The organism is Pseudomonas sp. PDM04, assembly GCF_014851765.1.
Lineage (GTDB): Bacteria > Pseudomonadota > Gammaproteobacteria > Pseudomonadales > Pseudomonadaceae > Aquipseudomonas.
Genome location: NZ_JACVAI010000004.1, coordinates 539430 through 562031 on the forward strand (window position 1 = coordinate 539430; position 22602 = coordinate 562031).

The 22602-nt window shown below is 61.6% G+C and carries 19 protein-coding genes; 11 read left to right on the top strand and 8 right to left on the bottom strand.

Annotated elements, in window-relative coordinates:
* Positions 1-84: 84 nt before the first annotated feature.
* From IB249_RS18550 to IB249_RS18565, 4 genes are all read left to right on the top strand, one after another.
* Positions 85-708, top strand: a complete 624-nt coding sequence (locus IB249_RS18550; RefSeq protein WP_192307184.1) for an FMN-binding negative transcriptional regulator — start codon at positions 85-87, stop codon at positions 706-708.
* A gap of 9 nt (positions 709-717) precedes the next feature.
* On the top strand, positions 718-1164 hold the full coding sequence (locus IB249_RS18555; protein ID WP_192307185.1) for a GNAT family N-acetyltransferase: 447 nt from the start codon (positions 718-720) through the stop codon (positions 1162-1164).
* 17 nt (positions 1165-1181) lie between these two features.
* Positions 1182-1853, top strand: coding sequence for a GNAT family N-acetyltransferase (locus tag IB249_RS18560; RefSeq protein ID WP_192307186.1), 672 nt, complete (start codon positions 1182-1184; stop codon positions 1851-1853).
* A 240-nt stretch (positions 1854-2093) separates the two neighbouring features.
* Positions 2094-4223, top strand: coding sequence for an autotransporter domain-containing protein (locus tag IB249_RS18565; RefSeq protein ID WP_192307187.1), 2130 nt, complete (start codon positions 2094-2096; stop codon positions 4221-4223).
* A gap of 161 nt (positions 4224-4384) precedes the next feature.
* Here IB249_RS18565 and oadA read toward each other — a convergent pair whose 3' ends face one another.
* Positions 4385-6193, bottom strand: a complete 1809-nt coding sequence (oadA, locus tag IB249_RS18570; protein ID WP_192307188.1) for a sodium-extruding oxaloacetate decarboxylase subunit alpha — start codon at positions 6191-6193, stop codon at positions 4385-4387.
* Positions 6194-6204: 11 nt separating this feature from the next.
* The gene (locus IB249_RS18575) at positions 6205-7620 is read right to left on the bottom strand and encodes an acetyl-CoA carboxylase biotin carboxylase subunit (protein WP_096514169.1); all 1416 of its coding nucleotides are present in this window, start codon (positions 7618-7620) and stop codon (positions 6205-6207) included.
* Between the two features lie 190 nt (positions 7621-7810).
* On the opposite strand from IB249_RS18575, the gene IB249_RS18580 reads away from it, so the two are divergent.
* A complete protein-coding gene (locus tag IB249_RS18580) occupies positions 7811-8773 on the top strand; it encodes a LysR family transcriptional regulator (protein WP_192307189.1) in 963 nt (320 codons plus the stop codon).
* Here the strand turns inward: IB249_RS18580 and IB249_RS18585 are convergent.
* From IB249_RS18585 to IB249_RS18595, 3 genes are all read right to left on the bottom strand, one after another.
* A complete protein-coding gene (locus IB249_RS18585; RefSeq protein WP_192307190.1) occupies positions 8715-8924 on the bottom strand; it encodes a PA3496 family putative envelope integrity protein in 210 nt (69 codons plus the stop codon). The two genes, IB249_RS18580 and IB249_RS18585, sit on opposite strands and share 59 nt — an antisense overlap.
* Before the next feature lie 171 nt (positions 8925-9095).
* A complete protein-coding gene (gene hexR / locus IB249_RS18590; RefSeq protein ID WP_192307191.1) occupies positions 9096-9962 on the bottom strand; it encodes a transcriptional regulator HexR in 867 nt (288 codons plus the stop codon).
* 206 nt (positions 9963-10168) lie between these two features.
* Positions 10169-13036 carry an EAL domain-containing protein gene (locus IB249_RS18595; RefSeq protein ID WP_192307192.1) on the bottom strand — a complete coding sequence of 956 codons (2868 nt, stop codon included), beginning with the start codon at positions 13034-13036 and terminating at the stop codon, positions 10169-10171.
* Between the two features lie 257 nt (positions 13037-13293).
* Here IB249_RS18595 and uvrD point away from each other — a divergent pair, with 257 nt between their 5' ends.
* The 3 genes from uvrD (at position 13294) to IB249_RS18610 (ending at position 17185) form a co-directional block, all read left to right on the top strand.
* Positions 13294-15477, top strand: coding sequence for a DNA helicase II (uvrD, locus tag IB249_RS18600; RefSeq protein ID WP_192307193.1), 2184 nt, complete (start codon positions 13294-13296; stop codon positions 15475-15477).
* Positions 15478-15758: 281 nt separating this feature from the next.
* Positions 15759-16628, top strand: coding sequence for a Tim44 domain-containing protein (locus IB249_RS18605; RefSeq protein WP_192307194.1), 870 nt, complete (start codon positions 15759-15761; stop codon positions 16626-16628).
* Positions 16629-16777: 149 nt separating this feature from the next.
* Positions 16778-17185, top strand: coding sequence for an SMI1/KNR4 family protein (locus IB249_RS18610; RefSeq protein ID WP_192307195.1), 408 nt, complete (start codon positions 16778-16780; stop codon positions 17183-17185).
* A gap of 20 nt (positions 17186-17205) precedes the next feature.
* On the opposite strand, the gene IB249_RS18615 is transcribed toward IB249_RS18610, so the two are convergent.
* The gene (locus IB249_RS18615) at positions 17206-18969 is read right to left on the bottom strand and encodes a cation:proton antiporter (protein WP_192307196.1); all 1764 of its coding nucleotides are present in this window, start codon (positions 18967-18969) and stop codon (positions 17206-17208) included.
* Between the two features lie 283 nt (positions 18970-19252).
* Here IB249_RS18615 and IB249_RS18620 point away from each other — a divergent pair, with 283 nt between their 5' ends.
* Positions 19253-19735 carry an acyl-CoA thioesterase gene (locus tag IB249_RS18620; protein ID WP_192307197.1) on the top strand — a complete coding sequence of 161 codons (483 nt, stop codon included), beginning with the start codon at positions 19253-19255 and terminating at the stop codon, positions 19733-19735.
* A 111-nt stretch (positions 19736-19846) separates the two neighbouring features.
* On the opposite strand, the gene pdxY is transcribed toward IB249_RS18620, so the two are convergent.
* Positions 19847-20719 (bottom strand): pyridoxal kinase PdxY, encoded by an 873-nt coding sequence (gene pdxY / locus IB249_RS18625; RefSeq protein WP_192307198.1) that lies wholly within the window; start codon positions 20717-20719, stop codon positions 19847-19849.
* Between the two features lie 117 nt (positions 20720-20836).
* On the opposite strand from pdxY, the gene IB249_RS18630 reads away from it, so the two are divergent.
* A complete protein-coding gene (locus IB249_RS18630) occupies positions 20837-21250 on the top strand; it encodes a DUF3301 domain-containing protein (protein ID WP_192307199.1) in 414 nt (137 codons plus the stop codon).
* Here the strand turns inward: IB249_RS18630 and IB249_RS18635 are convergent.
* Positions 21247-22212, bottom strand: a complete 966-nt coding sequence (locus IB249_RS18635) for a CobW family GTP-binding protein (RefSeq protein WP_192307200.1) — start codon at positions 22210-22212, stop codon at positions 21247-21249. The two genes, IB249_RS18630 and IB249_RS18635, sit on opposite strands and share 4 nt — an antisense overlap.
* Positions 22213-22239: 27 nt before the next feature.
* Between IB249_RS18635 and IB249_RS18640 the strand changes: the two genes are divergently transcribed.
* Entirely contained in the window at positions 22240-22596 is a 357-nt protein-coding gene (locus IB249_RS18640; RefSeq protein ID WP_192307201.1) for an NADH:ubiquinone oxidoreductase, read from the top strand.
* Positions 22597-22602: the final 6 nt, after the last annotated feature.

Sequence of the window (22602 nt, forward strand, 5' to 3'; positions counted from 1 at the left end):
GGACCTATGAAATTGGTCATTAATGGCTCTTACAACAGACCAATAGCCTGCCTAGGATGCAAGCACTCGCCAAGGAATATTTCCATGTACACGCCACGCAGTTTTGCCATCGACGACTTGCAGCAGATGCAGCAGCACATGCTCGACACGCGCCTGGCCATGGTCGTCACCCACGGCGCGCAGGGTTTGCAGGCCAGCCATCTACCGCTGATGTTACGCCCGAACGAAGGTCCCAATGGCACCCTCTATGGCCACTTCGCCCGCGCCAATCCCCAATGGAAAGAACTGCAGGAAGGCGCTGAGGCGCTGGTGATCTTTGCCGGTGCCGACGCCTACGTCAGCCCGGGGTTTTATCCCGGTAAAGCGGAACACGGCAAAGTGGTTCCGACCTGGAACTACGTTGCCGTGCACGCGTACGGCACCGCGCAGGTGATCACCGACGCCGAGCCCCTGCTCGACCTGGTGAGCGCACTGACCGATCGCCATGAAGCCGGCCGTGCTCAACCCTGGAAAGTCGCCGATGCACCGGCCGACTACATCGACGGCATGCTCAAAGCCATTGTCGGTTTCGCCTTGCCGATCCAGCGCCTGGAAGGCAAGCGCAAACTCAGCCAGAACCGCAGCAGCGCAGACATGGCCGGCGTGCGCGAAGGGCTTGCCGCCAGCCCGGACGCGCAGGACCGCGCCCTTGCCCATTTGTTGCCTTGAGGAACGAACATGAGTCAGATTGAAATCCGTCAGGTCAGCGCCGACGATCACGCCTCGTGGCTGCCGCTGTGGCAGGCCTACCTGCGCTTCTACAATACCGAGCTGCCCGATGCCGTCAGCCAGAGCACCTGGCAGCGCTTCCTCGACCCGAACGAACCGACCCACGCCGCGCTGGCCTGGGCCGATGGGAAGGCGGTGGGCATGGTGCATTTCATCTACCATCGTTCCAACTGGGCCATCGAAAACGCCTGCTACCTGCAAGACTTGCTGGTAGCGCCCGACACCCGTGGCACGGGCGTCGGGCGCAGGTTGATCGAATTCGTCTACAGCACGGCCAAGGCCGACGGTTGCAACAAAGTCCACTGGTTGACCCACGAGACCAACGCCACCGCGATCCAGCTCTACGAGCGCATCGCCGAGCGCCCCGGTTTCATCCAGTTTCGCAAAGCCATTTAAGGTTCAAGGAGAACAGCATGTCGACTTCACTCGCCGACTGGAAAGGCGCCCCCGCCCCCACCGTGCAAACCCTCGAGGGGCGATTCATTCGCCTGGAAAAACTCGACCCGGCGCGGCACGGCGACGCCTTGTTCAATGCCCTGCAAGGTCCCGGCGCCGATCCGAAACTCTGGGATTATCTGCCCTACGGCCCGTTCCCGGAACGCAGTGCCTTCAATGATTGGCTGAACAACCACGCCGCCAACAGCGACCCCTACTTCTTCAGCGTGATCGATCGCGCCAGCGGCGACGTGCAAGGCATCCTCAGCCTGATGTCGATCGTCCCGTCCCAGGGCCGTATCGAAATCGGCCACGTGACCTTCGGCGCACCGATGCAACGCTCACCGAAAAGTACCGAGGCGGTTTACCTGCTGGCGAAGGAGTCGTTCGCCCTGGGCTACCGGCGCCTGGAATGGAAGTGCAACAACGGCAACGCCCGCTCCAAATACGCGGCAGAACGCCTGGGTTTCAGTTTTGAAGGGGTGTTCCGCCAGCACATGGTGGTCAAGGGGCAGAACCGCGACACCGCGTGGTATTCGATTGTGGATTCGGAGTGGCCGGCAGTGGCCGCAGGTTTCGAGCGCTGGTTGAGCGATGAGAATCAGGCAGGATCGGGGCAGTTGAAGACGCTGGCGGAGTGTCGGGGCTAAGCCCCGCAAATGCGCCTGCGCCAAGGGAGTGCGCCAACACTCCCTTAATCCCGTGCCCACCAGACTTCTCTGTAGGCAAAAGCCCCCACGCAATATGGCAAAAAACCTTCCCTGCCACCCCTCCGGTGTTTTTTCCCAAAAATCCTCCGACGCTACGTGCAGACCCGCCGGAACGAGCTGACATCGCTCACCTCGCCCCACTTTTAGAGTTCTGGCCTCCCGTAAAAGAGGCCCGTATCGATGTCCGTTCAACCTACCCACCGACTGAAACACCTTGTGCTGTCTGTCGCTCTCGCCATTGGCTACTCGGAGTTTTCTCTGGCGCAAGAGCCGGCGGCGCGACCAGGTGCTGGCGCGAAGCCGGCGAAAGCGCGCAAGAAGACCGTAAAGCCTGTTGCCGCCCCGAACAAGATTGTTGTGGGCGTGAAGAAGCCCGGCCCGATTACCCCTCTCGCCCCCGCCAGCCCACGTCCTGAAGTGCAGAAGGTCGAGTTCGGCGATGACTTCTATGACGCCCTGGACTTTGACGTCGCGGCTGCCAAGGCCTACCCGGACAGTGAAGATCCTTTCCGCACCTTCAAGGACGCCTGGACGACTCAACATACGCTGGTCTCAGCGCCCATCGACAGCTTGCAGCTACGGGAGGTCGACGACCTGCTGGTCGTCAACAAGGGGGCTGCCTGGAAGGGCCAACTGGACGGCGGCGCCGGGCGCAACGTTCTGCTGCTCAATGCCAGAAGCGGAGGCAGCGTCGGGGAAACCCATAATTTTGGCGAGATGCGCGTAGCCCGTGGCCACTGGACACTTGATCATTCGTTCGAAGGCAAGGCACACGTCCTGGCGGGGGCTTCCTTGTTCAACCAGGGGTCGATTCACGGCGATGCCCACGTCTACCGGCGCGCCATGTATGGTGGTCCTGGCTCTGTGCGAAACCTCTATGTGGAGGGTGCACTGCTTGTGTCGAAGAACAATGCCCCCGTCATCGCGGGCGATCTGGTGCTGGACAAGGGTGCGGTCGTGACCTATGCCGTATCACCCACCGAAGGCCCATCCGCCATTTCGGTTGCGGGCACCGCGTCTTTGGGCGACGCACAGGTACACATTGCTGCAATGCCGGGAAACTACGCGACCAGGACCGAGCATGTACTGGTAAATGCAGGAAAGATCGAAGGCGAGTTTGGCGCCGTAACCAGCAACCTCGCATTCCTGACACCGACCCTGAGCCGCAACGAAACCCAAGCCTTTGTGAGCTATGGGCGCAACAGCCGAGCCATAGAAGAGACGGTCGAATCACCCAACGAAAAAGCGCTGGCCCGCAGCGTCGACACACCTGAAGCTGCTGAAGCGAACAGCTCAGTCCGTGCGTTGCTTGGCAGCAACATGGCCGATGCTTCCGCGGCCATTGAACAACTGACGGCCAGTCAACACGGCCACCTCGCCAAAGCCACCCGGGACAGTGCCAGCCCGGTCAGCGCCAGCATGCTCTCGGCGATGCGTCAGTTGAGCGGGAGTGCAATGAACAACGCACCACAGATTGCTGCCCGCAACGATAAGAGCCGCGTGTGGATTCAGGCGCTTGGCAACAGCGGCAGGGTCGACAGCCACTTCGACGACCCGCTCAAGCATTCCACTCAGGGTCTGGTGTTGGGCGCCGATTGGCGGCTGGCTGAGCAATGGCATGTCGGCGTGCTCGGCGGCCGCTCAGAGACAAAACTCGACGCCAGACAATTCGACGGCAGGCTTGATAGTTGGCATCTGGGTGTTTATGCCGTACGCCAGGACGGCCCCTTCGCGCTGCGCCTGGGCGCAACCCATGCCAGTCACGATGCCACCAGCAAGCGCCGGGTGGCGTTCAACGGCTTCAGCGACCGTCTCAAAGGTCGTCACGACGCCAGTACCCAGCACGCGTTTATTGAGGCAGGTCTCAATGTCGGCCGTGGCAGCTTGACCGTAGAGCCATTCGCCAACCTCGGCTATCAGCGATACGAGCGCGACAGTTACACCGAGAAAGGCGGGGACGCCGCGCTGAAAGTCCGTGGGCAAAGCCAGGATAACTTCAGCAGCACCTTCGGCCTGCGTGTTGCCAAACTGAACGTCCTGGACAACGGCATGCAGCTGACACCACGTTTGAGCGCGGGTTGGAAACACACCTATGGCGACCTCCAGAGCGACACGCAACAGCAGTTGGTCAAGGGAGGCAAGCGCTTTGAAGTCTCGGCAAACGCGGGAGATCGTAGCCTGTTGGCATTGGATGCCGGCGTCGATCTGGCGCTGTCCAGCCAACAAACCGTGGGGCTGGCGCTGACCAGCGAAACAGGCGGTGACACACGTAACTACGGCGTCATGGGGCAATGGCAGCTGGCGTTTTGATCATTGCCTGAACGCGTGTTGCCTTCGCAAGGCGCATGACCGCATCGCGAGCCGGCTCGCCCCCACAGGGGATTGAGTGGGCTGGCGCCCAAACGACAGGCAAAAAAAAGGGGAGCACCCGCTCCCCCGAGGATTAAAGCGTTGTGATCGTGGCTGTTAACTCAGCCTTCGATCTCGATCAGGATTTCGCCCGGGTTGACCCGGTCGCCCTTGGCCACGTGAATGGCCGTGACTTTGCCGGCGATGGCGGCCTGGACTTCGGTTTCCATCTTCATGGCTTCGGTGATCAGCACCGCCTGGCCAGCCTTGACGGTGTCGCCTTCCTTGACCAGCACGTCGACGATGTTGCCCGGCATGGTGGTGCTGACGTGACCCGGTGCAGTGGCTTGCTTGCGCTTGCTGCTGCCACCGCCGACGAATTCGTTCAGCGGCTCGAACACCACTTCTTCCGGCATGCCGTCGATGGACAGGTAGAAGTGACGCTTGCCTTCGGCCTTGACGCCGACACCGGTGATGTCGACGCGGTAGGTTTCGCCGTGCACATCGATGACGAACTCGGTCGGCACGCCTTCGCCACCGGCGGAGGCGACCTTGCCTGCTTCCGGAATCGGCAACAGCACTTCCGGGGTCAGGGTGCCAGCTGCGCGTTCCTCGAGGAACTTGCGCCCGATATCCGGGAACATGGCGAACGTCAGTACGTCTTCTTCAGACTTGGCCAACGCGCCGATGTCTTCGCGCAGCTTGGTCATTTCCGGCTTGAGCAGGTCCGCCGGACGCACGTCGATCACCTCTTCGCTGCCGATGGCCTGGCGACGCAGTTTCTCGTTCACCGTGCCCGGCGCCTTGCCGTAGCCACCTTGCAGGTAGAGCTTCACTTCGTTGGTGATGGTCTTGTAGCGTTCGCCGGCCAGCACGTTGAAGAACGCCTGGGTGCCGACGATCTGCGAGGTCGGGGTGACCAGCGGCGGGAAGCCGAGGTCTTCGCGAACCCGCGGGATTTCCGCCAGCACTTCGCCCATGCGGTTCAGGGCGCCCTGCTCCTTGAGCTGGTTGGCCAGGTTGGAAATCATCCCGCCCGGCACCTGATTGACCTGCACGCGGGTGTCGACGGCGGTGAATTCGCTTTCGAACTGGTGGTACTTCTTGCGCACGGCGTAGAAGTACAGGCCGATCTCCTGCAGCAGCTCCAGGTTCAGACCGGTGTCGTACTCGCTGCCCTTGAGGGCGGCGACCATCGACTCGGTGCCCGGGTGGCTGGTGCCCGAAGCGAAGCTGGAGATCGCGGTGTCGATATGGTCGGCGCCGTTTTCGATCGCCTTGAGCTGACACATCGCGGCCAGGCCGGCGGTGTCGTGCGAGTGAATGAACACCGGCAACGACTGTTCGGCTTTCAATGCCTTGACCAATTCACCGGTGGCGTACGGCGTCAGCAGGCCAGCCATGTCCTTGATCGCCACCGAGTCGCAACCCATGGCTTCCATTTGCTTGGCCTGGGCCACGAAGGCATCAATGGTGTGCACCGGGCTGGTGGTGTAGGCGATGGTACCCTGGGCGTGTTTGCCGGCGGCTTTCACCGCTTCGATGGCCACGCGCAGGTTACGCACGTCGTTCATCGCGTCGAAGATGCGGAACACGTCAATGCCGTTGACCGCGGCCTTGGCGACGAAAGCCTTGACCACATCATCGCTGTAGTGGCGGTAACCCAGCAGATTCTGGCCACGCAACAGCATTTGCAGGCGGGTGTTCGGCAGCGCGGCACGCAGTTGGCGCAGGCGCTCCCACGGGTCTTCCTTGAGGAAGCGCACGCAGGCGTCGAATGTCGCGCCACCCCAGCATTCCAGCGACCAGTAGCCGACTTTGTCGAGCTTGTCGCAGATCGGCAGCATGTCTTCGGTGCGCATGCGGGTCGCGAGCAGCGATTGGTGGGCGTCGCGCAGGATGGTGTCGGTTACGTGAATCTTCTTGGACATTGTTTTATTCCTCACAGGCCTGCGTGGGCGGCGATGGCGGCGGCGATGGCCAGGGCCAGCTCTTCGGGTTTGCGCTTGATCGAGTAGTTGGTCAGTTCAGGGTGGCTTTCAACGAAGCTGGTGTTGAACTGGCCGCTACGGAATTCCGGGTTGCGCAGGATTTCCTGGTAATACGCGGCGGTGGTCTTGACCCCTTGCAGGCGCATGTCGTCGAGGGCGCGCAAGCCACGGTCCATCGCCTCTTCCCAGGTCAGCGCCCAGACCACCAGTTTCAGGCACATGGAGTCGTAGAACGGCGGAATGGTGTAGCCGGTGTAGATCGCCGTGTCGGTGCGCACGCCGGGACCGCCGGGCGCGTAGTAACGGGTGATCTTGCCGAAGCTGGGCAGGAAGTTGTTTTTCGGGTCCTCGGCGTTGATCCGGAACTGCAGCGCAAAGCCGCGGTGCTGGATGTCTTCCTGCTTCACCGAAAGTGGCAGGCCGGAAGCGATGCGGATCTGCTCGCGGACGATGTCGATGCCGGTGATTTCCTCGGTGATGGTGTGTTCCACCTGCACCCGGGTGTTCATTTCCATGAAGTACACCTCGCCCTCGGCGAGCAGGAACTCCACGGTGCCGGCGTTCTCGTAGCCCACGGCCTTGGCTGCACGCACCGACAGGTCGCCGATGTAGGCGCGCTGTTCAGGGGTCAGTTGCGGGCTCGGGGCGATCTCGATGAGCTTCTGGTTGCGGCGCTGGATCGAGCAGTCACGCTCGAACAGGTGCACCACGTTGCCGAAGCTGTCGCCGAGGATCTGCGCTTCGATGTGTTTCGGGTTGACGATGCATTTTTCCAGGAACACTTCCGCCGAACCGAAGGCCTTGGTGGCCTCGGAAATCACCCGGGGAAACGCCTGTTCGAGTTCTTCGCGGCTGTTGCAGCGACGGATACCGCGGCCGCCACCACCGGAGGTGGCCTTGAGCATCACCGGGTAACCGATGCGGTCACCTTCGGTCAGCGCCTCTTCGATGCCCGAGACGTTGCCTTCGGTGCCCGGGGTGACCGGTACGCCCGCCTTGATCATGCTGCGGCGCGCTTCGGTCTTGTCGCCCATGCGGCGAATGACTTCAGCCGATGGACCGATGAATTTGATTCCGCGTTCGGCGCAGATGTCCGCCAGTTCCGCGTTTTCCGAGAGGAAACCATAGCCGGGATGCAAGGCATCGCAACCGGTTTCCACCGCCAGGTTCACCAGCTTGCGCGGGTTCAGGTAACCGGCCAGTGGCTCGGCGCCAATGCTGTGGGCCTCGTCCGCACGCTTCACATGCAGGGCATGACGGTCGGCGTCGGAATAAATCGCCACCGAGCGAATGCCCATTTCGGCGCAGGCTCGTACGATGCGTACGGCAATCTCACCACGGTTGGCGATCAGGATCTTTGTTATCACTTGGAGTTTCCCTTGAGCCGCTGGTACCCACGACCTCTTAGACCAGGTCGACGCGTGACCAAATGTTTCAATTTGGTCGCAGCCCCACACTAGCCCGCACAAGGGATTAACAAAAATGATTAATAATTGGGTCAGGCATAAGTAAAGACTTATAGTTGAAACATCAGCCAGGGGCGGGAGCAGACAAATAATGCGTAAGTCATTGATGCGTATGACATTGCGTCAGCTGCAAATTTTCAACGAAGTCTGTGATCTGCGCTCTTACAGCCGCGCCGCCGACGAAATGTCGCTCACGCAGCCGGCCGTGAGCCTGCAGATTCGTCAGCTCGAAGAGCTGATCGGGCAGCCTTTGTTCGACTACGTCGGTAAAAAGCTCTACATGACAGAAGCCGCTGAAGCGCTTCAGCGTGCAAGCCGGGATATTTTCGGCCGCCTGGAAAACCTCGACATGCAACTGTCGGACATGCAGGGATCTTTGCAGGGTCAACTGAAACTGGCCATCGAATCCAGCGCCAAATACTTCGTGCCGCACCTGTTTGCCGCGTTCAAGCGCCAGCATCCGGAGGTCAACCTGCAACTGACGGTGGTCAACCGCGGGCAGGTCATCCGCCGCCTCTCCGACAACCGCGACGACCTGGTGATCATGTCCATGGTTCCGCAGGACATGGGGCTGGAATTCCTGCCCTTTCTCAACAACCCGATCGTGGCCGTGGCACCGCCGGATCATCCGCTGTGCCACATGGGCGCGTTGCGCCTGCAGGACCTTGAGCCCTACACCTTGCTGCTGCGCGAGCCAGGCTCGGGCACACGCCTGGCGTGCGAGGAGTATTTCAAGGAGAAACGCGTGCACTTCAACCAGACACAGGAAGTCTCATCGGCCGAAGCCCAGCGTGAGTGCGTGCTGGCGGGTCTGGGCGTGGCGCTGATGACGCGTCACGCCCTGAACCTGGAGCTGGCGACCGGTGGCCTGATCGAATTACCGGTCGAGGAGCTGCCGCTGTTCCGCAGTTGGTGCCTGGTGCAGGCCAAGGCCAAGCGGCTGTCGCCGGTGGCCCACGCATTCCTTGCGTTCATCCGCAGCGAACGGGTGCAGATCAGCGCCCTGGTTGAGCGTTTCGACGGGAAGTTGCGGGCGCAGCCTGCCAGTAGTTGAGCTCCAGCTCTGGAAAATCACCGATCTCGGCCATCAGCTGGCGGCGCTCGCAGCGATCTTCGATGGCACGACGGAATTCCATGCGACGCTGGTCTTCCTGCTGACGGCGGGTTCTGACGGCGCTGTTGCGTTCTTCGTAGGGCTGGGCCATTTCGAGTCTCCCAAGGCGAGTACGGGAGTTACAGAATGGGCGCAGGGGATGACCGTTTGGCGGCGGGCGGGTTACAGACTGATGAAAGTTATCGTGGGGAGGACGTCATCGCGAGCGGGCTTGCTCCCACCGTTGACCGAGACCTCCCGTGGGAACGACCAGACGCCAACGTCAGTCGTCCAGCGCTTTTACTGCCTTGGGCGACAGCCGCAAACTGCGAAGGCTGCGCTTGACGCTCTTGAGGTGGTTGACCAGGCTCGGCCCACGCGCCATGGCCACGCCCATGGCCAGCACATCGATCACCACCAGGTGGGCGATGCGCGAGGTCAGGGGCGTGTAGATTTCGGTGTCTTCGTGCACGTCGATGGCCAGGTTGACGGTCGACAGCTCGGCGAGCGGCGTCTGGCTCGGGCACAGGGTGATCAGCGAGGCGCCGCTCTCGCGCACCAGGTTCGCGGTGATCAACAGGTCCTTGGAACGCCCCGACTGGGAAATGCAGATCGCCACGTCGCTGGGCTTGAGCGTCACTGCCGACATCGCCTGCATGTGCGGGTCGGAATACGCTGCCGCCGTCAGCAGCAAACGGAAGAACTTGTGCTGGGCATCCGCCGCCACCGCACCCGATGCCCCGAAGCCGTAGAACTCGACGCGCTGGGCCTGGGACATGAGTGACACCGCCCGTTGCAACTCTACCGGATCGAGCTTCTCGCGAACTTCCATCAACGTGTGCAGGGTGGTGTCGAAAATCTTCAGGCTGTAGTCGGCGACCGAATCGTCTTCATGGATCGCAAACTGGCCAAAACTCGCCCCCGCCGCCAGGCTCTGCGCCAGCTTCAGTTTCAAGTCCTGGAACCCGGAACAACCGATGGCACGGCAGAAACGGACGATGGTCGGTTCACTGATGCCCACGCTGTGGGCGAGGTCCGCCATGGAACTGTGCATCACCGCCGCAGGGTCAAGCAGCACGTGGTCGGCGACCTTGAGCTCCGACTTGCGTAACAGGTGACGTGACTGGGCGATGTGTTGCAGCAGATTCAAGGGCCTGGACTCTTTGTTATGGGCAGGTGCCGGAGATGTAGCAAGCTTGTAGTTATACTACATGAATCGGCTTTTTGCCCGCTCAAATGCGTAACTGAATCGCTGACGACCTCTTTGTTTTGGCAAGGAATGTCCGATGTAGCGCCCATGCCGAGGTTGGCGCCAAACGATCCCCCACGCCTTTTGGCAATGGCGATTCCGTCCCCTTAGCGAGCGTCTTGTGCGCGCAGCAGCGACGCCAGCCCATCCGCTTCGATCGGCCGACTGATCAGGTACCCCTGCACCTCATCGCAATGCTCGGCCCGCAAGAACTCGAGCTGTTCGGCCTTCTCCACCCCCTCGGCCACCACCTTCAACGACAAGCCATGGGCCATCGCGATGATTGCCCGGGTGATCGCCGCATCCACACTGCCCTCCCCCAGGCCACGAATGAACGCCTGATCGATCTTCACGTAATCCACCGGAATGCGCTTGAGGTAGCTCAGGGATGAGTAGCCGGTGCCAAAATCGTCAATCGCCAGTTTCACCCCGAGGTCACGCAGTTGCTGGAAGGTGGCAATGATGTGTTCGACGCTGTCGAGCAAGTGGCTTTCCGTCAGTTCCAGTTCCAGGTAGTGCGGCGCCAGACCGGTTTCTTCCAGTACCTGACGCACCAGGCTGACCAGTTTGCCCTGACGCAATTGATGCACCGACAGATTGACCGAGATTCGAATCGACTCCAGCCCCTGACGCTGCCACTCGCAGGCCTGCCAGCAGGCCTGGCGCAGCACGAACTCACCGATAGGACCAATCAGGCCGGTTTCCTCGGCCAGGCCGATAAAGTCACCGGGCGGGACGTTGCCCATGGTCGGGTGATCCCAGCGCACCAGCGCCTCGGCAGCGTTCAGCCGCCCTGTGGCGAGGCACAGTTTTGGCTGGTAGAAGACCTTCAGCTGTTTTTCTTCGATGGCTTTGCGCAAGCGGTTTTCCAGTTGCAGCCGCTCCAGGGTGCTGGCTTGCAGGCTGTCGGTGTAGAACTGGAAATTGTTGCCGCCCAAATGCTTGGCATGCTGCATGGCCATGTTCGACTGGCTCACCAGCGCGGAGATTTCCCGCGCGTTGTCCGGCAACATGCTGATGCCCATGGATGCACTGACCACCAGTTCATGCCCTTCGACGGTCACCGGGACCCGCAGCTTGGTCGACAGGCGCGTCGCCACCCGTGCCAGACTCGAGAGCGTGCCGTAGGCGTCGAACAGCACGGCGAACTCATCACCGGACAGCCGTGCGATGGTGTCCGCCTCCGGCAGCGCGTTCACCAGGCGCCGGGCCATTTTCTGCAGCAACTGATCGGCAATTTCATGGCCGAGGCTGTCATTGAGCAACTTGAAGCGGTCAAGGTTGATGTGCAGCAGCGCCAGGCTGCGGCCGCCCTGGCGCACGCGCTGGTGGGCTTCGCGCAGGCGCTCGCGAAACAGCGAACGGTTGGCCAGCCCTGTCAGTTCGTCATAGTGCGTCAGGTAGCGCATGCGCTCTTCGGATTCGCGCCGTGCCGAAAGATCGGCGAAGAAGCCCACGATATGGCTGATGTTTCCCTGCTTATCGCGCACGGTATTCAACTGTAGCCATTGCGGGTACAGCTCGCCGTTCTTGCGCGTCTCCACCAGTTCGCCCTGCCAGCTGCCGTGTTGCTCCAGCGCCTGGTGAATCGCCCCATAGTGCCGGCGCGCGTCGCGACTGCACGGCAGCTCCACGACGTTGCGCCCGATCATGTCGTCGAGGTCGTAGCCCGTTAAGCGGCTGAACGCCTGGTTGACGGCGATCAGGGCGTAATTCGGATCGAAAATCATGATGCCTTCGCTGGCGGCTTCGAACACCGTCGCCGCCAGTTGCAGTTGCGCTTCCAGGCCCTTGCTGGCGGTAATGTCGCGACGGGTGCCGACCATGCGGATCACCCGGCCGCTTTCGGTGCGCTCGACCGCCCGGCCACGGTCCTCGATCCACACCCAGTGGCCATCGCCGTGGCGCACGCGGTACTCAATCTGATAATCCTCGCTTCGCCCCTTCAGGTGCTCGACCAGCGCACGTTTCAGCGCCGGCAGGTCGTCAGGATGCAGGCGCGGGGTGAGGTGATCGAGCATCGCCGTGACGAACTCCGGGTCGAGGCCGAACAGTTCCTGGAGGTGCGTGTGGTGGACTTCGTCGGTTTGCAGGTTCCAGTCCCACAACCCCAACTCACTGGCTTTCAGCGCCAGCGCCAGACGCGCTTCACTTTTACTCAACGCCTGGTTGGCGGCCTCCAGCTCGAGGCTGCCCTCGGCGACGCGGGTTTGCAGCCCCGACTGGATTTCACGCAACTCATCCTCGGCACGGCGGCGCTGTTCGATTTCCCTGGCCAGCTCCTGGTTCAACTGATCGCTGCGGGTTTGCGCCGCCTGCAAATGCTCGATCAAGGCCTGATTCTGGAAACGTCGCAACAAGCCGCCATCGATCAGCCGGTTGACCTGCCAGGCGACGACACTCAAGGCGCCCAACAGGATCAGCCCGAACCAGCCCCAACCCTGCCCCTGCTCGTCGCCGCCCCAGAACAGGTAGGCAATGGCGGGCAACAGGCAAGGCAAGGTAAAGGACAGGAAGGCGGGCAGGCTGACGGCGTAGGCCACGCTGGCCGACAGGGCGGCGGCGCCGATCAGGCCGAACACCCAGGCTTGCTGGATGAAATTGTCGGCGGGCACCAGCGCAATGCCGGCACCGGCGAGCGTCAGGCCGGTCATGGCCGAGCCAAGCAAAAACATGCGGCGCCACACGGGATGGGCCTGGCGATTGGGAATTGCCGAGTCGAAGGCGGCGACCTGGATCACCCGCAAGGCTACCAGTGACAGCAACCACACCAGCCAGACGGTGATGACGAAGTAACGCTGCGGACTCCAGAGCAGTCCCGCGCACACCAGGCCATTGATCAACATGAACAGCGTCGGCAACAGCGAACCCTGATAGAGCAGGCGCGTACGCTCGACCGCCATTTCCATGGCGTACTGTTTACGGATCACCCGCGGTTCCACAGTGGGGCCCGACAGATCGGAGCTGGGGGTCATAGGCAATGTTCTTGTTCTTATAATGATGAGCTGAGCCCGAAACGTGGACGGAGCATACACAAGCCCATGACCTTACCAAACTGCTCCAGATCATAAATTCGACAAAAGTCCTCAGCCCTTTGGCCCCCGGCAAACCCTGCAGGCAAGCCCCGCCAACGCCTGCGACGGGTGACTGACCGGTCGTCCCGCGCGCATCTTTCATCGGCTAAAGCACCGCGGGGTTTGCCCGGTGTGACGCGGGCCCCTAGAATGCCCCGATGCGCGATGATCTCTCCCTTCTGCTGAACTCCCTCAACGATGCCCAACGCCAGGCCGTAGCGGCCCCCGTGGGTCGTCAGTTGGTCCTGGCCGGTGCTGGCTCCGGTAAAACCCGAGTGCTGGTGCACCGTATCGCCTGGTTGATCCAGGTCGAAAATGCCTCGCCCCATTCGATCCTGTCGGTGACTTTCACCAACAAGGCCGCTGCCGAGATGCGCCATCGCATCGAGCAGTTGATGGGTATCAACCCGGCCGGCATGTGGGTCGGCACGTTCCACGGCCTGGCCCACCGCCTGTTGCGGGCGCATTGGCAGGAAGCCGGGCTGAGCCAGACCTTCCAGATTCTCGACAGCGACGACCAGCAGCGGCTGGTCAAGCGCGTTATTCGCGAGCTGGGCCTGGACGAACAACGCTGGCCGGCGCGACAGGCGCAGTGGTTCATCAACGGGCAGAAAGACGAGGGCCTGCGCCCGCAACACATCCAGGCCAGTGGCGATCTGTTCCTGGCGACCATGCGCGGCATTTATGAAGCCTACGAGGCCGCATGCCTGCGTGCCGGCGTCATCGACTTCTCCGAGCTGCTGCTGCGTGCCCTCGACCTGTGGCGCGATCACCCGGGGCTGCTGGCGCATTATCAGAAGCGCTTCCGGCACATCCTGGTGGACGAGTTCCAGGACACCAACGCCGTGCAGTACGCCTGGTTGCGCCTGCTGGCCAAAGGTGGCGACAGCCTGATGGTGGTCGGCGACGACGATCAGTCGATCTACGGCTGGCGGGGCGCGAAAATCGAGAACATCTACCAGTATTCCGACGATTTCCCGGATGCCGAAGTCATTCGCCTGGAGCAGAACTACCGCTCCACCGCCGGCATCCTGAAGGCCGCCAACGCCCTGATCGCCAACAACACCGGGCGCATGGGCAAAGAGTTGTGGACCGACGGCGGCGACGGCGAAGCCATCAACCTGTACGCGGCCTTCAACGAACATGACGAAGCACGCTACGTGGTGGAAACCATCGAAAGTGCGCTGAAAACAGGCTTGGCCCGCAGCGATATCGCTATTTTGTACCGCTCTAACGCCCAATCGCGCGTTTTGGAAGAAGCCCTGCTGCGCGAGCGCATTCCGTACCGCATCTACGGCGGCCAGCGCTTCTTCGAACGCGCGGAAATCAAGAATGCCATGGCCTACCTGCGTTTGCTGGAAGGCCGTGGCAACGATGCCGCGCTGGAACGGGTGATCAACGTACCGACTCGCGGCATCGGCGAGAAAACCGTTGAAGCGATTCGAGAGCACGCACGCCACAGCGATGTGTCGATGTGGGAAGCGATGCGCCTGCTGATCGCCAATAAAGGGCTGACTGGCCGGGCGGCGGGCGCGCTGGGCGCGTTCATGGAGCTGATCGAGAACCTCGCGGCCAAGTGCATGGACATGCCGCTGCACCTGATGACCCAGACGGTCATCGAGCAATCTGGTCTCATTGCCTACCATGAGGCGGAAAAAGGCGAGAAAGGCCAGGCCCGGGTGGAAAACCTCGAGGAACTGGTCAGCGCCGCGCGCAACTTCGAAAATACCGAAGAGGACGAAGACCTGACGCCATTGGCGGCGTTCCTGGGTCACGCGTCGCTGGAGGCCGGAGACACCCAGGCCGATGAGCACGAAGACAGCATCCAGTTGATGACCTTGCACAGCGCCAAGGGCCTGGAGTTTCCCTACGTGTTCCTGGTGGGCATGGAAGAAGGCCTGTTCCCGCACAAGATGAGCCTGGAAGAACCCGGTCGTCTTGAGGAAGAGCGGCGCCTGGCGTATGTCGGCATCACCCGCGCCATGCAGAACCTGGTGATGACGTACGCTGAAACCCGACGCCTGTACGGCAGCGAAACCTACAACAAGGTCTCGCGATTCGTACGCGAAGTACCCAAAGGGCTGATCCAGGAAGTACGCCTGTCGAACAGCGTCAGCCGCCCGTTCGGCGGGGGTCAGCAACAAAGCAGCGCCAGCCTGTTTGGCGGCAGCGAGATCCCGCAGACCGGTTTCTCCCTGGGCCAGGCCGTACGGCACTCGGTATTCGGCGACGGCGTGATCCTGAACTTCGAGGGTGCGGGCGCGCAGGCACGGGTCCAGGTGAACTTCAGCGAAGGCAGCAAATGGCTGATGCTGGGTTACGCGAAACTGGAAGCGATCTGAAGCAAGCGGCTTTTTTGTGGGAGCGAGCCGGCTCTAAGGAATGCGCCACGGTTCTTCTGACCGACCATGGAGCCGCTTTCGCCAGCGCGCTTGCTCCCACAGGATCAGACTCCTACAGAACTTATTTACTCTTCCTACGGACCAAAGTTAACAAGCCTATTGCGCTGACTGAAGCTGAACCCGACCTGTCAGGCAAAAGCCCGAAACACTCTGCCGCTAGCCAGTAACACTTCAGCTGTGCAACATGGCGCGCGTGCCATCCACAAATGGGAATTCCCTTTATGAAACGTTTTCTTAGCATCGCCATGGCGTTGTGCATCGGCCTGACGATGAGCCTCGACGCCAACGCCAAGCGCTTTGGTGGCGGCAAGAGCTCCGGCGCCGCGCCGACTCACCAGACCAGCCAAATGGCTCCTTCTTCTGCTGCAGGTGGCGCTGCTGCCACTGCGGGCGCGGCCGGTGCCGCTGGCGCTGCCGCCAAGGCCGGCGGTGCCTCTCGCTGGCTCGGCCCTCTGGCCGGTATCGCTGCCGGTGGCCTGCTGGCCTCCATGTTCATGGGCGGCGGCTTCCAGGGCATGCAGATCTTCGACATCCTGATCATGGCGGTCATCGCCTTCCTGGTCTTCCGTTTCATTGCCGCCCGTCGCCGCAAGCAGCAAGAGCACCTGGCTCCAGCTGGCGCACCGATGCAGCGTGAAGTGTTCGAGCAGAAGCCATCCATGGGTTCCATCTTCGGTGGTTCGGCCGCGCCAGTTGCCGCCCGTCCGGTGATCAATGCCCCGGCCTGGTTCAATGAGCACAACTTCATTGAAGCCGCCCGCAACCACTTCCAGTCCCTGCAACAACACTGGGACGCCAACGAAATGGACAAGATCGCCGAGTTCGTGACCCCGCAGCTGCTCGAGTTCCTCAAGCGCGAGCGTGCCGACCTGGGTGACGGCTTCCAGTCCACCTACATTGATAACCTCAATGTCCAACTGGATGGCGTCGATGATCGTGCCGACAAGACGATCGCCACCCTGACCTTCAGCGGTGTGTCGAAGACGTCGCGTTTCGACCAGGGCGAAGTCTTCAGCGAGAGCTGGAACATGGAGCGTGCCCAGGGTGAGAACCAGCCTTGGCTGGTCGCAGGGATCCGCCAGAACGGCTGAACCGACCCGCATCGAATCCAATGCGACGTTACCCTGTAAAAAACCCCGGCCCAGGCCGGGGTTTTTCTATTTCGCGATTGCATCCATAGCAAGCTACTGTATAAACCGCTCCATATAAACCGCGCCATACAAGCAAGAGGATCCCGGACGTGGAAGAAATCATCGAACAACTGCGTGAAGCCAACGAACCCGTACCCGTCCCCTTGGAGCTGCCGGACGAGGACCTGCTGGTCGAAATCGAAGAGCAACTGTTCATCGATATCCCGTTTGTCTTCAGGGAGTTTTTGCTGACCGTCAGCGATGTGGTCTACGGCAGCCTGGAGCCGGTGACCGTCACCGACCCGCAATCCCACACCTACCTGCCTGACGTGGCCGCCAATGCCTGGGATGCCGGTGTTGATCGCAGCATGATCCCGATCTGCCAGGACGGTGACGACTACTACCTGGTCGAAGAAGACGGCACCGTGGTGCTGTGGCAGGCCGACGAAGAGCTGATTGCCGAGGAAACCTGGGAATCGGTGTGGCACTGGGCGCGGGACGTCTGGCTGGAAAGCTGAGACGCCCGGCACCCGCGCGCTCAATGCCCGGATGAATCCTTGTGGTTATCCAGCGTATCGAGCAGCGCCACCTGCATCCGCGTGTGCACGCGAATGAACCAGCGCCAGAGCAGCGCCGCCACGGCGGCCGCGACCACGACAATCAGCACCAGCAGTTTGTTAGTGGGCAGGATACTGGCCGACAAGGCCGCCAGCAGCAGGAAGATCACCAGCAGCGAGAGGATCGGGATCACCTCGGAGATCACCCGACGCACTCGCTGCGTGTGTCGGCCCGCCATCTCCGGCTTCACGCCCATCTCCGCCAGCAACATCGACAGCGCCTTGAGCTTGCGATATGCGGCGATCAGGAAGGGCAGCGACAAGAGCAACGCCCCGCCCCAGATCAATGCTTTCTGCCAGCTCGGGTCACTGATCCAGTCTTGCAGGTAAGGGGACATGCGCGCAGCGAAGTAGGCACCCGAGAAGAAGATCGCAATCACCAGTGCCAGGTTGACCCCCACCTGCAACAGAATCCGCCGAATCATCGACGCCAGCAGCGCGCCCTCGCCCTGCGGCTGGATATTGCGCAACCATTCGCCATACATCCCCAAGACGCGGCCCAGGCGCTGCGGCATCACGGCGGCCAGCTTGATCGACAACGGATCGGCAGCACGAATCAGGTAAGGCGTCAGCAGCGTGGTAATCACCGACACCGCGACGGCCACCGGGTAAAGGAAGTTGCTGGTGACCTGCAACGTCATGCCCAGCGCCGCGATGATGAAAGAAAACTCGCCAATCTGCGACAGCCCCATCCCCACTCGCAGTGAGGTACGTCCGTCATTGCCGGCGATAAAGGAACCCAGGCCGCAGGACAGCATTTTGCCGAGCACGACGGCCACGGTGATCACCGCAATCGGCCACGCGTATTGCAGCAAGATCATAGGGTCCAGCATCAGCCCGATGGCGACGAAGAAGATCGCACTGAACAGGTCGCGGACCGGCTCGATCAGCCGCTCGATCTTCAGCAACTGCCGGGACTCGGCCATGATTGCGCCAATCAGGAACGCCCCCAGAACCATGCTGTACTCAAGTTTGACCACCAGCAGGCAAAAGCCGAAGCACAGGCCCAGCACGGTAATCAGCAGCATCTCGTTGCTGTCGAACCTGGCCACGTAGGCCAGCAGTCGCGGCACCAGCAGGATGCCGATCACCAGGGCGACGATCATGAACAACGACAGCTTGCCGACCGTGGAAAACACTTCGCCGGAACTGACCGTGCCGCTGACTGCAATGCTCGACAACAGGGCAATGATGCCGATGCCAAGAATGTCCTCGACGATCAGCACGCCGAAGATCAGTTGCGCAAAGCGCTCGTTCTTCATCTTCAGGTCGTTGAGTGCCTTGACGATGATGGTGGTCGAGGAAATCGCCAGGATGGCCCCGAGGAACAACGAATCCATGGTGTTCCATTCGAACCAGCTGCCGATTTCGTAGCCGATCCAGATCATCAGCACGATTTCCAGGAACGCCGCGATAAATGCCGTGGCGCCGACCGCGAACAGCTTGCGCAGGCTGAACTCCAGGCCCAGGCAGAACATCAGGAAAATCACCCCGAGTTCGGCAAGGGTCTTGATGGTTTCTTCGTCGTGGATCAGACCGAACGGTGGCGTGTGCGGGCCGATGATAAAGCCGGCGACGATATAGCCCAGCACCACCGGTTGCTTCAGGCGATGAAACAGCACAGTCACCACACCCGCGACCAACATGATCACTGCCAGATCCTGAATAAAACTGATGGCATGCATGGCGTGGGGCTCCTTGGGTGACATTGCTCAAACGCCAGGCCCGCGAAAGGTCTGGTCGAGCGAGAAAAAAATTCGCATTTCGCGTAGGAATTGCCCTCGGACCGGGCTTTTGCAGGGTAACACCGCGACTTCCGGCAGAAAGGCGGTGCAATATATGGAAACAGATAGATTTGTCGTGACGGCAATCACCCGCCCGGCGTCCCGATAACTGTGGTTCGAAAAACCGCCCAGGCACCCGTAGAGGTGCACCCTTCCGAAACCCGCCTTGACCCGTGAGAACGCTATGGAACCCGGAAACGCCCAGCTGTCGATGACGGTATTGATGACTCCCGACATGGCCAACTTCTCAGGCAATGTCCACGGTGGCACCCTGCTCAAGTACCTCGACGAAGTGGCCTACGCTTGCGCCAGCCGTTACGCCGGCCGCTACGTCGTGACCCTGTCGGTGGATCAGGTGATTTTCCGCGAGCCGGTGCATGTCGGCGAACTGGTGACCTTCCTGGCCTCGGTCAACTACACCGGCAATACCTCGATGGAGGTGGGCATCAAGGTGGTGACCGAGAACATCCGCGAGCGCTCGGTGCGCCACACCAACAGTTGCTTCTTCACCATGGTCGCGGTGGACGACAACCGCAAACCGGCGCCCGTGCCGCCGCTGCAACCACAGAACAGCGAAGACAAGCGCCGCTTCATCCAGGCCCAGCAGCGTCGCCAGATTCGTCAGGAACTGGAAAAGCGCTATCAGGAAATCAAGGGTGATGCCTGAGGCGGCTATTGCGCTTTAGATAGACATCGCCGGCTGTGCGGTGAACACCGGGTTGATGTTCACCCAAGCCCTCGCGGGAAGCGAGCCCGCTCGCGATGGGTCCTGCCCTGTTCAAAGACTGATCGCAGTCGCCTCGAACTTCACCCGTGGGTGCGCGATGCGGTCCTGCGCGCGGACCAGCTCCAGCTCGTAACTGGCGCACGCCTGGGTCTCCAGCAACACTTCATGCACCGCCGAGGCCGCGAACTCGAACGCCGCCACCAGGCTGTCGCCCAACAACACCCGCGCCAGAAACAGACCGGATGTCAGATCGCCGACGCCCACCGGCTGGCGCGGAAACGCCAGCAACGGCCGGCGCAGATGCCAGCTCGCTTCGGCCGTCACCAGCAACATCTCGAATGCATCCGCCGGTTTGCCGGGGTACGCCAGGTGCTTGACCAGCACCGCCTTCGGACCGCGGGCCAGCAGCGCACGCGCCATTGCCAGGCAATCGAACAATGACTGCGGCTTGCGCCCCGAGAAGCTGTCCAGCTCCAGTTGGTTTGGGCACATGAAGTCCGCCACGGCGGCCGCTTCTTCCAGCAGGAAATCACTGACTTCGGCCGGTACGCTGCAACCCTTTTCCGGATGCCCCATCACCGGGTCGCACAAATAAAGGGCCTTGGGGTTTATCGCCTTGATCTGCTCGACGCCCTTCAGGATCGAACGCCCCTGGGCCGCACTGCCCAGATACCCGGACAACACGGCGTCGCAATTTCCCAACTCGCCAATCGCCGCAATGCCTTCGACCAGTTCGGGAATCTGCTGCGGTGACAGCACTTCACCGGTCCACTGGCCATATTGGGTGTGGTTGGAGAACTGCACAGTGTTGAGCGGCCAGACATTCACCCCGACCCGCTGCATCGGGAAAACCGCAGCGCTGTTGCCAGCGTGGCCGAACACGACGTGGGACTGAATGGCGAGCAGATGTGGCGTACGTTTCATGCCGTGAGTTCCGTAAAACGATTGAAATTCGAGCCGCGCAGTATGCGACTAAACGCAGCCTGTACGACAGACCGGCGACGCAGTTAAGCTGACATCCTATTGTTGGAGCACCCGTTGATGCTGACCCTCGGAAATATCTTCGTGTTGATGCTGCTCGCCACGGCTGGCGCCTGGCTGTGGCACAACCATGGCTTGCGCGAGCGCGCGCTGGAGCGGGTCAAGCAGCACTGCGGCAAACTCGGGATCGAGTTGCTGGACGGCAACGTCGCGTTGAAGAAAATCGCTTTCATCAAGGACGCCAACGGCCGGCGGCGCCTGGCCCGTGTGTATAACTTCGAATTCACGGTGACCGGCGAAACCCGCCATAACGGCACCATCACCCAGTTCGGCGCCCACAGTGCGCAGATCGAACTGGCGCCCTACCCGATGCCGTTCGACGAAACGCCACCGGTGGCCGAAGTGGCGAAGCCGCGCGCCGAAGTGATTGAGCTTAGCCAGTGGCGGCAGGAACACACGAAATGGCGTCCTTAACCGGATCGACAGTGATCCAGTGAGCGCTGCAACGAGTCTACCGGCTGCGGCCCGCTGAAAATCAGTTCGATCCGCGAATCCTGGCGCCATTCGCTGGGCTGCCAGGCCAGTGTCGCGTTATCCAGCGCATTGGCCGACAGCCACCCCCCGTCGCTGTGGATAACCAGCTTCGCCCGCCGCCAGACAAGGCTTTCAAGCCATCGGCCAAGGCGCGCCGAATCGAACCTCTGGCCTGGGTGCCAGCGCCAACCGATGCTCCAGCCATCGTCCTGTTCCTGGCTCAGGCATATCGGTCGCGCCGGGTCAGGCCATACCGCCGGCATCTGCGCCAACCCCTTGGGCGCGATGAAGTTATCCACACCCGCCACCGCTCTCGCCTCGAGACCCGGCAGCTCGCTCAGCGGCAACCCGGCTTGCTGCGTCCAGTACAGGGGCCGTGCCGGCAGCTGCGCGGCGATGCGCTGCCGATCACGCTCATCGAGGTGTTCGGCCTTGTTCAACAGCAACAACCCGGCGTGGCTCAACGCCGCCTGCTGCGTCACAGGCAAGGGCTTGCCGGCGGCGAGCGCCTGGGCATCCAGCACCAGCACACTGGGCTGAACCGCCAGTACGCCGACCCAGGGGGTTTCACCCAATTGCTTGAGCAACTGCGCTGGATGACCGAGCCCGGAAGGTTCGATGAACAACCGGTCCGGTCGCGCCTTGCGCAGCAAGCGTCCGAGACCGATCTGGAACGGCGCACCATTTATGCAACACAAACAGCCTCCGGCGACTTCACCCAGTGCGATACCATCGACGTCACGGGTCAGCAGCGCAGCATCGATACCGATCTGCCCGAACTCGTTGATCAACACCGCCCAACGCTCGTTGGCCGGCCGCTGGGCCAGCAGGTGCTTGATCAGGCTGGTCTTGCCGGCGCCCAATGGACCGGCGATGACGTGCGTGGGAATGTTCTGCAGCATGGTCGAGGTTTTCTGAGGAGGTGGAGGATGCGGTTGATTGGCTGGACGTTGCTCCTGTCGCTCATTGGCGGCGAGGCGCTGGCCCAGGCGTGCGTGGTACACAGCACGGCTGAGCGACTCGACGTGAAGGTCTGCCAGGAGAACCGCAGCATCCCGGAAAAACTCTTCGCCGACGGGTTCTGTCAGCCGAACCTGGCCGGGCAGAAAGTCGAGGTGCAATACGTCGACCACTGCCCTGCCGGCGCCTTTGGCGTGTGCAGCAATGCGCAAGTTGCCAATATGCCTTACCGGCAGGATATTCACTATTACGGCGTGGCCACCGACGCGGCGTACCTGAAGCCGTATTGCGAAAGCCAGAGCCAGGGCCACTGGCTCCAGCCTTGATCCGCG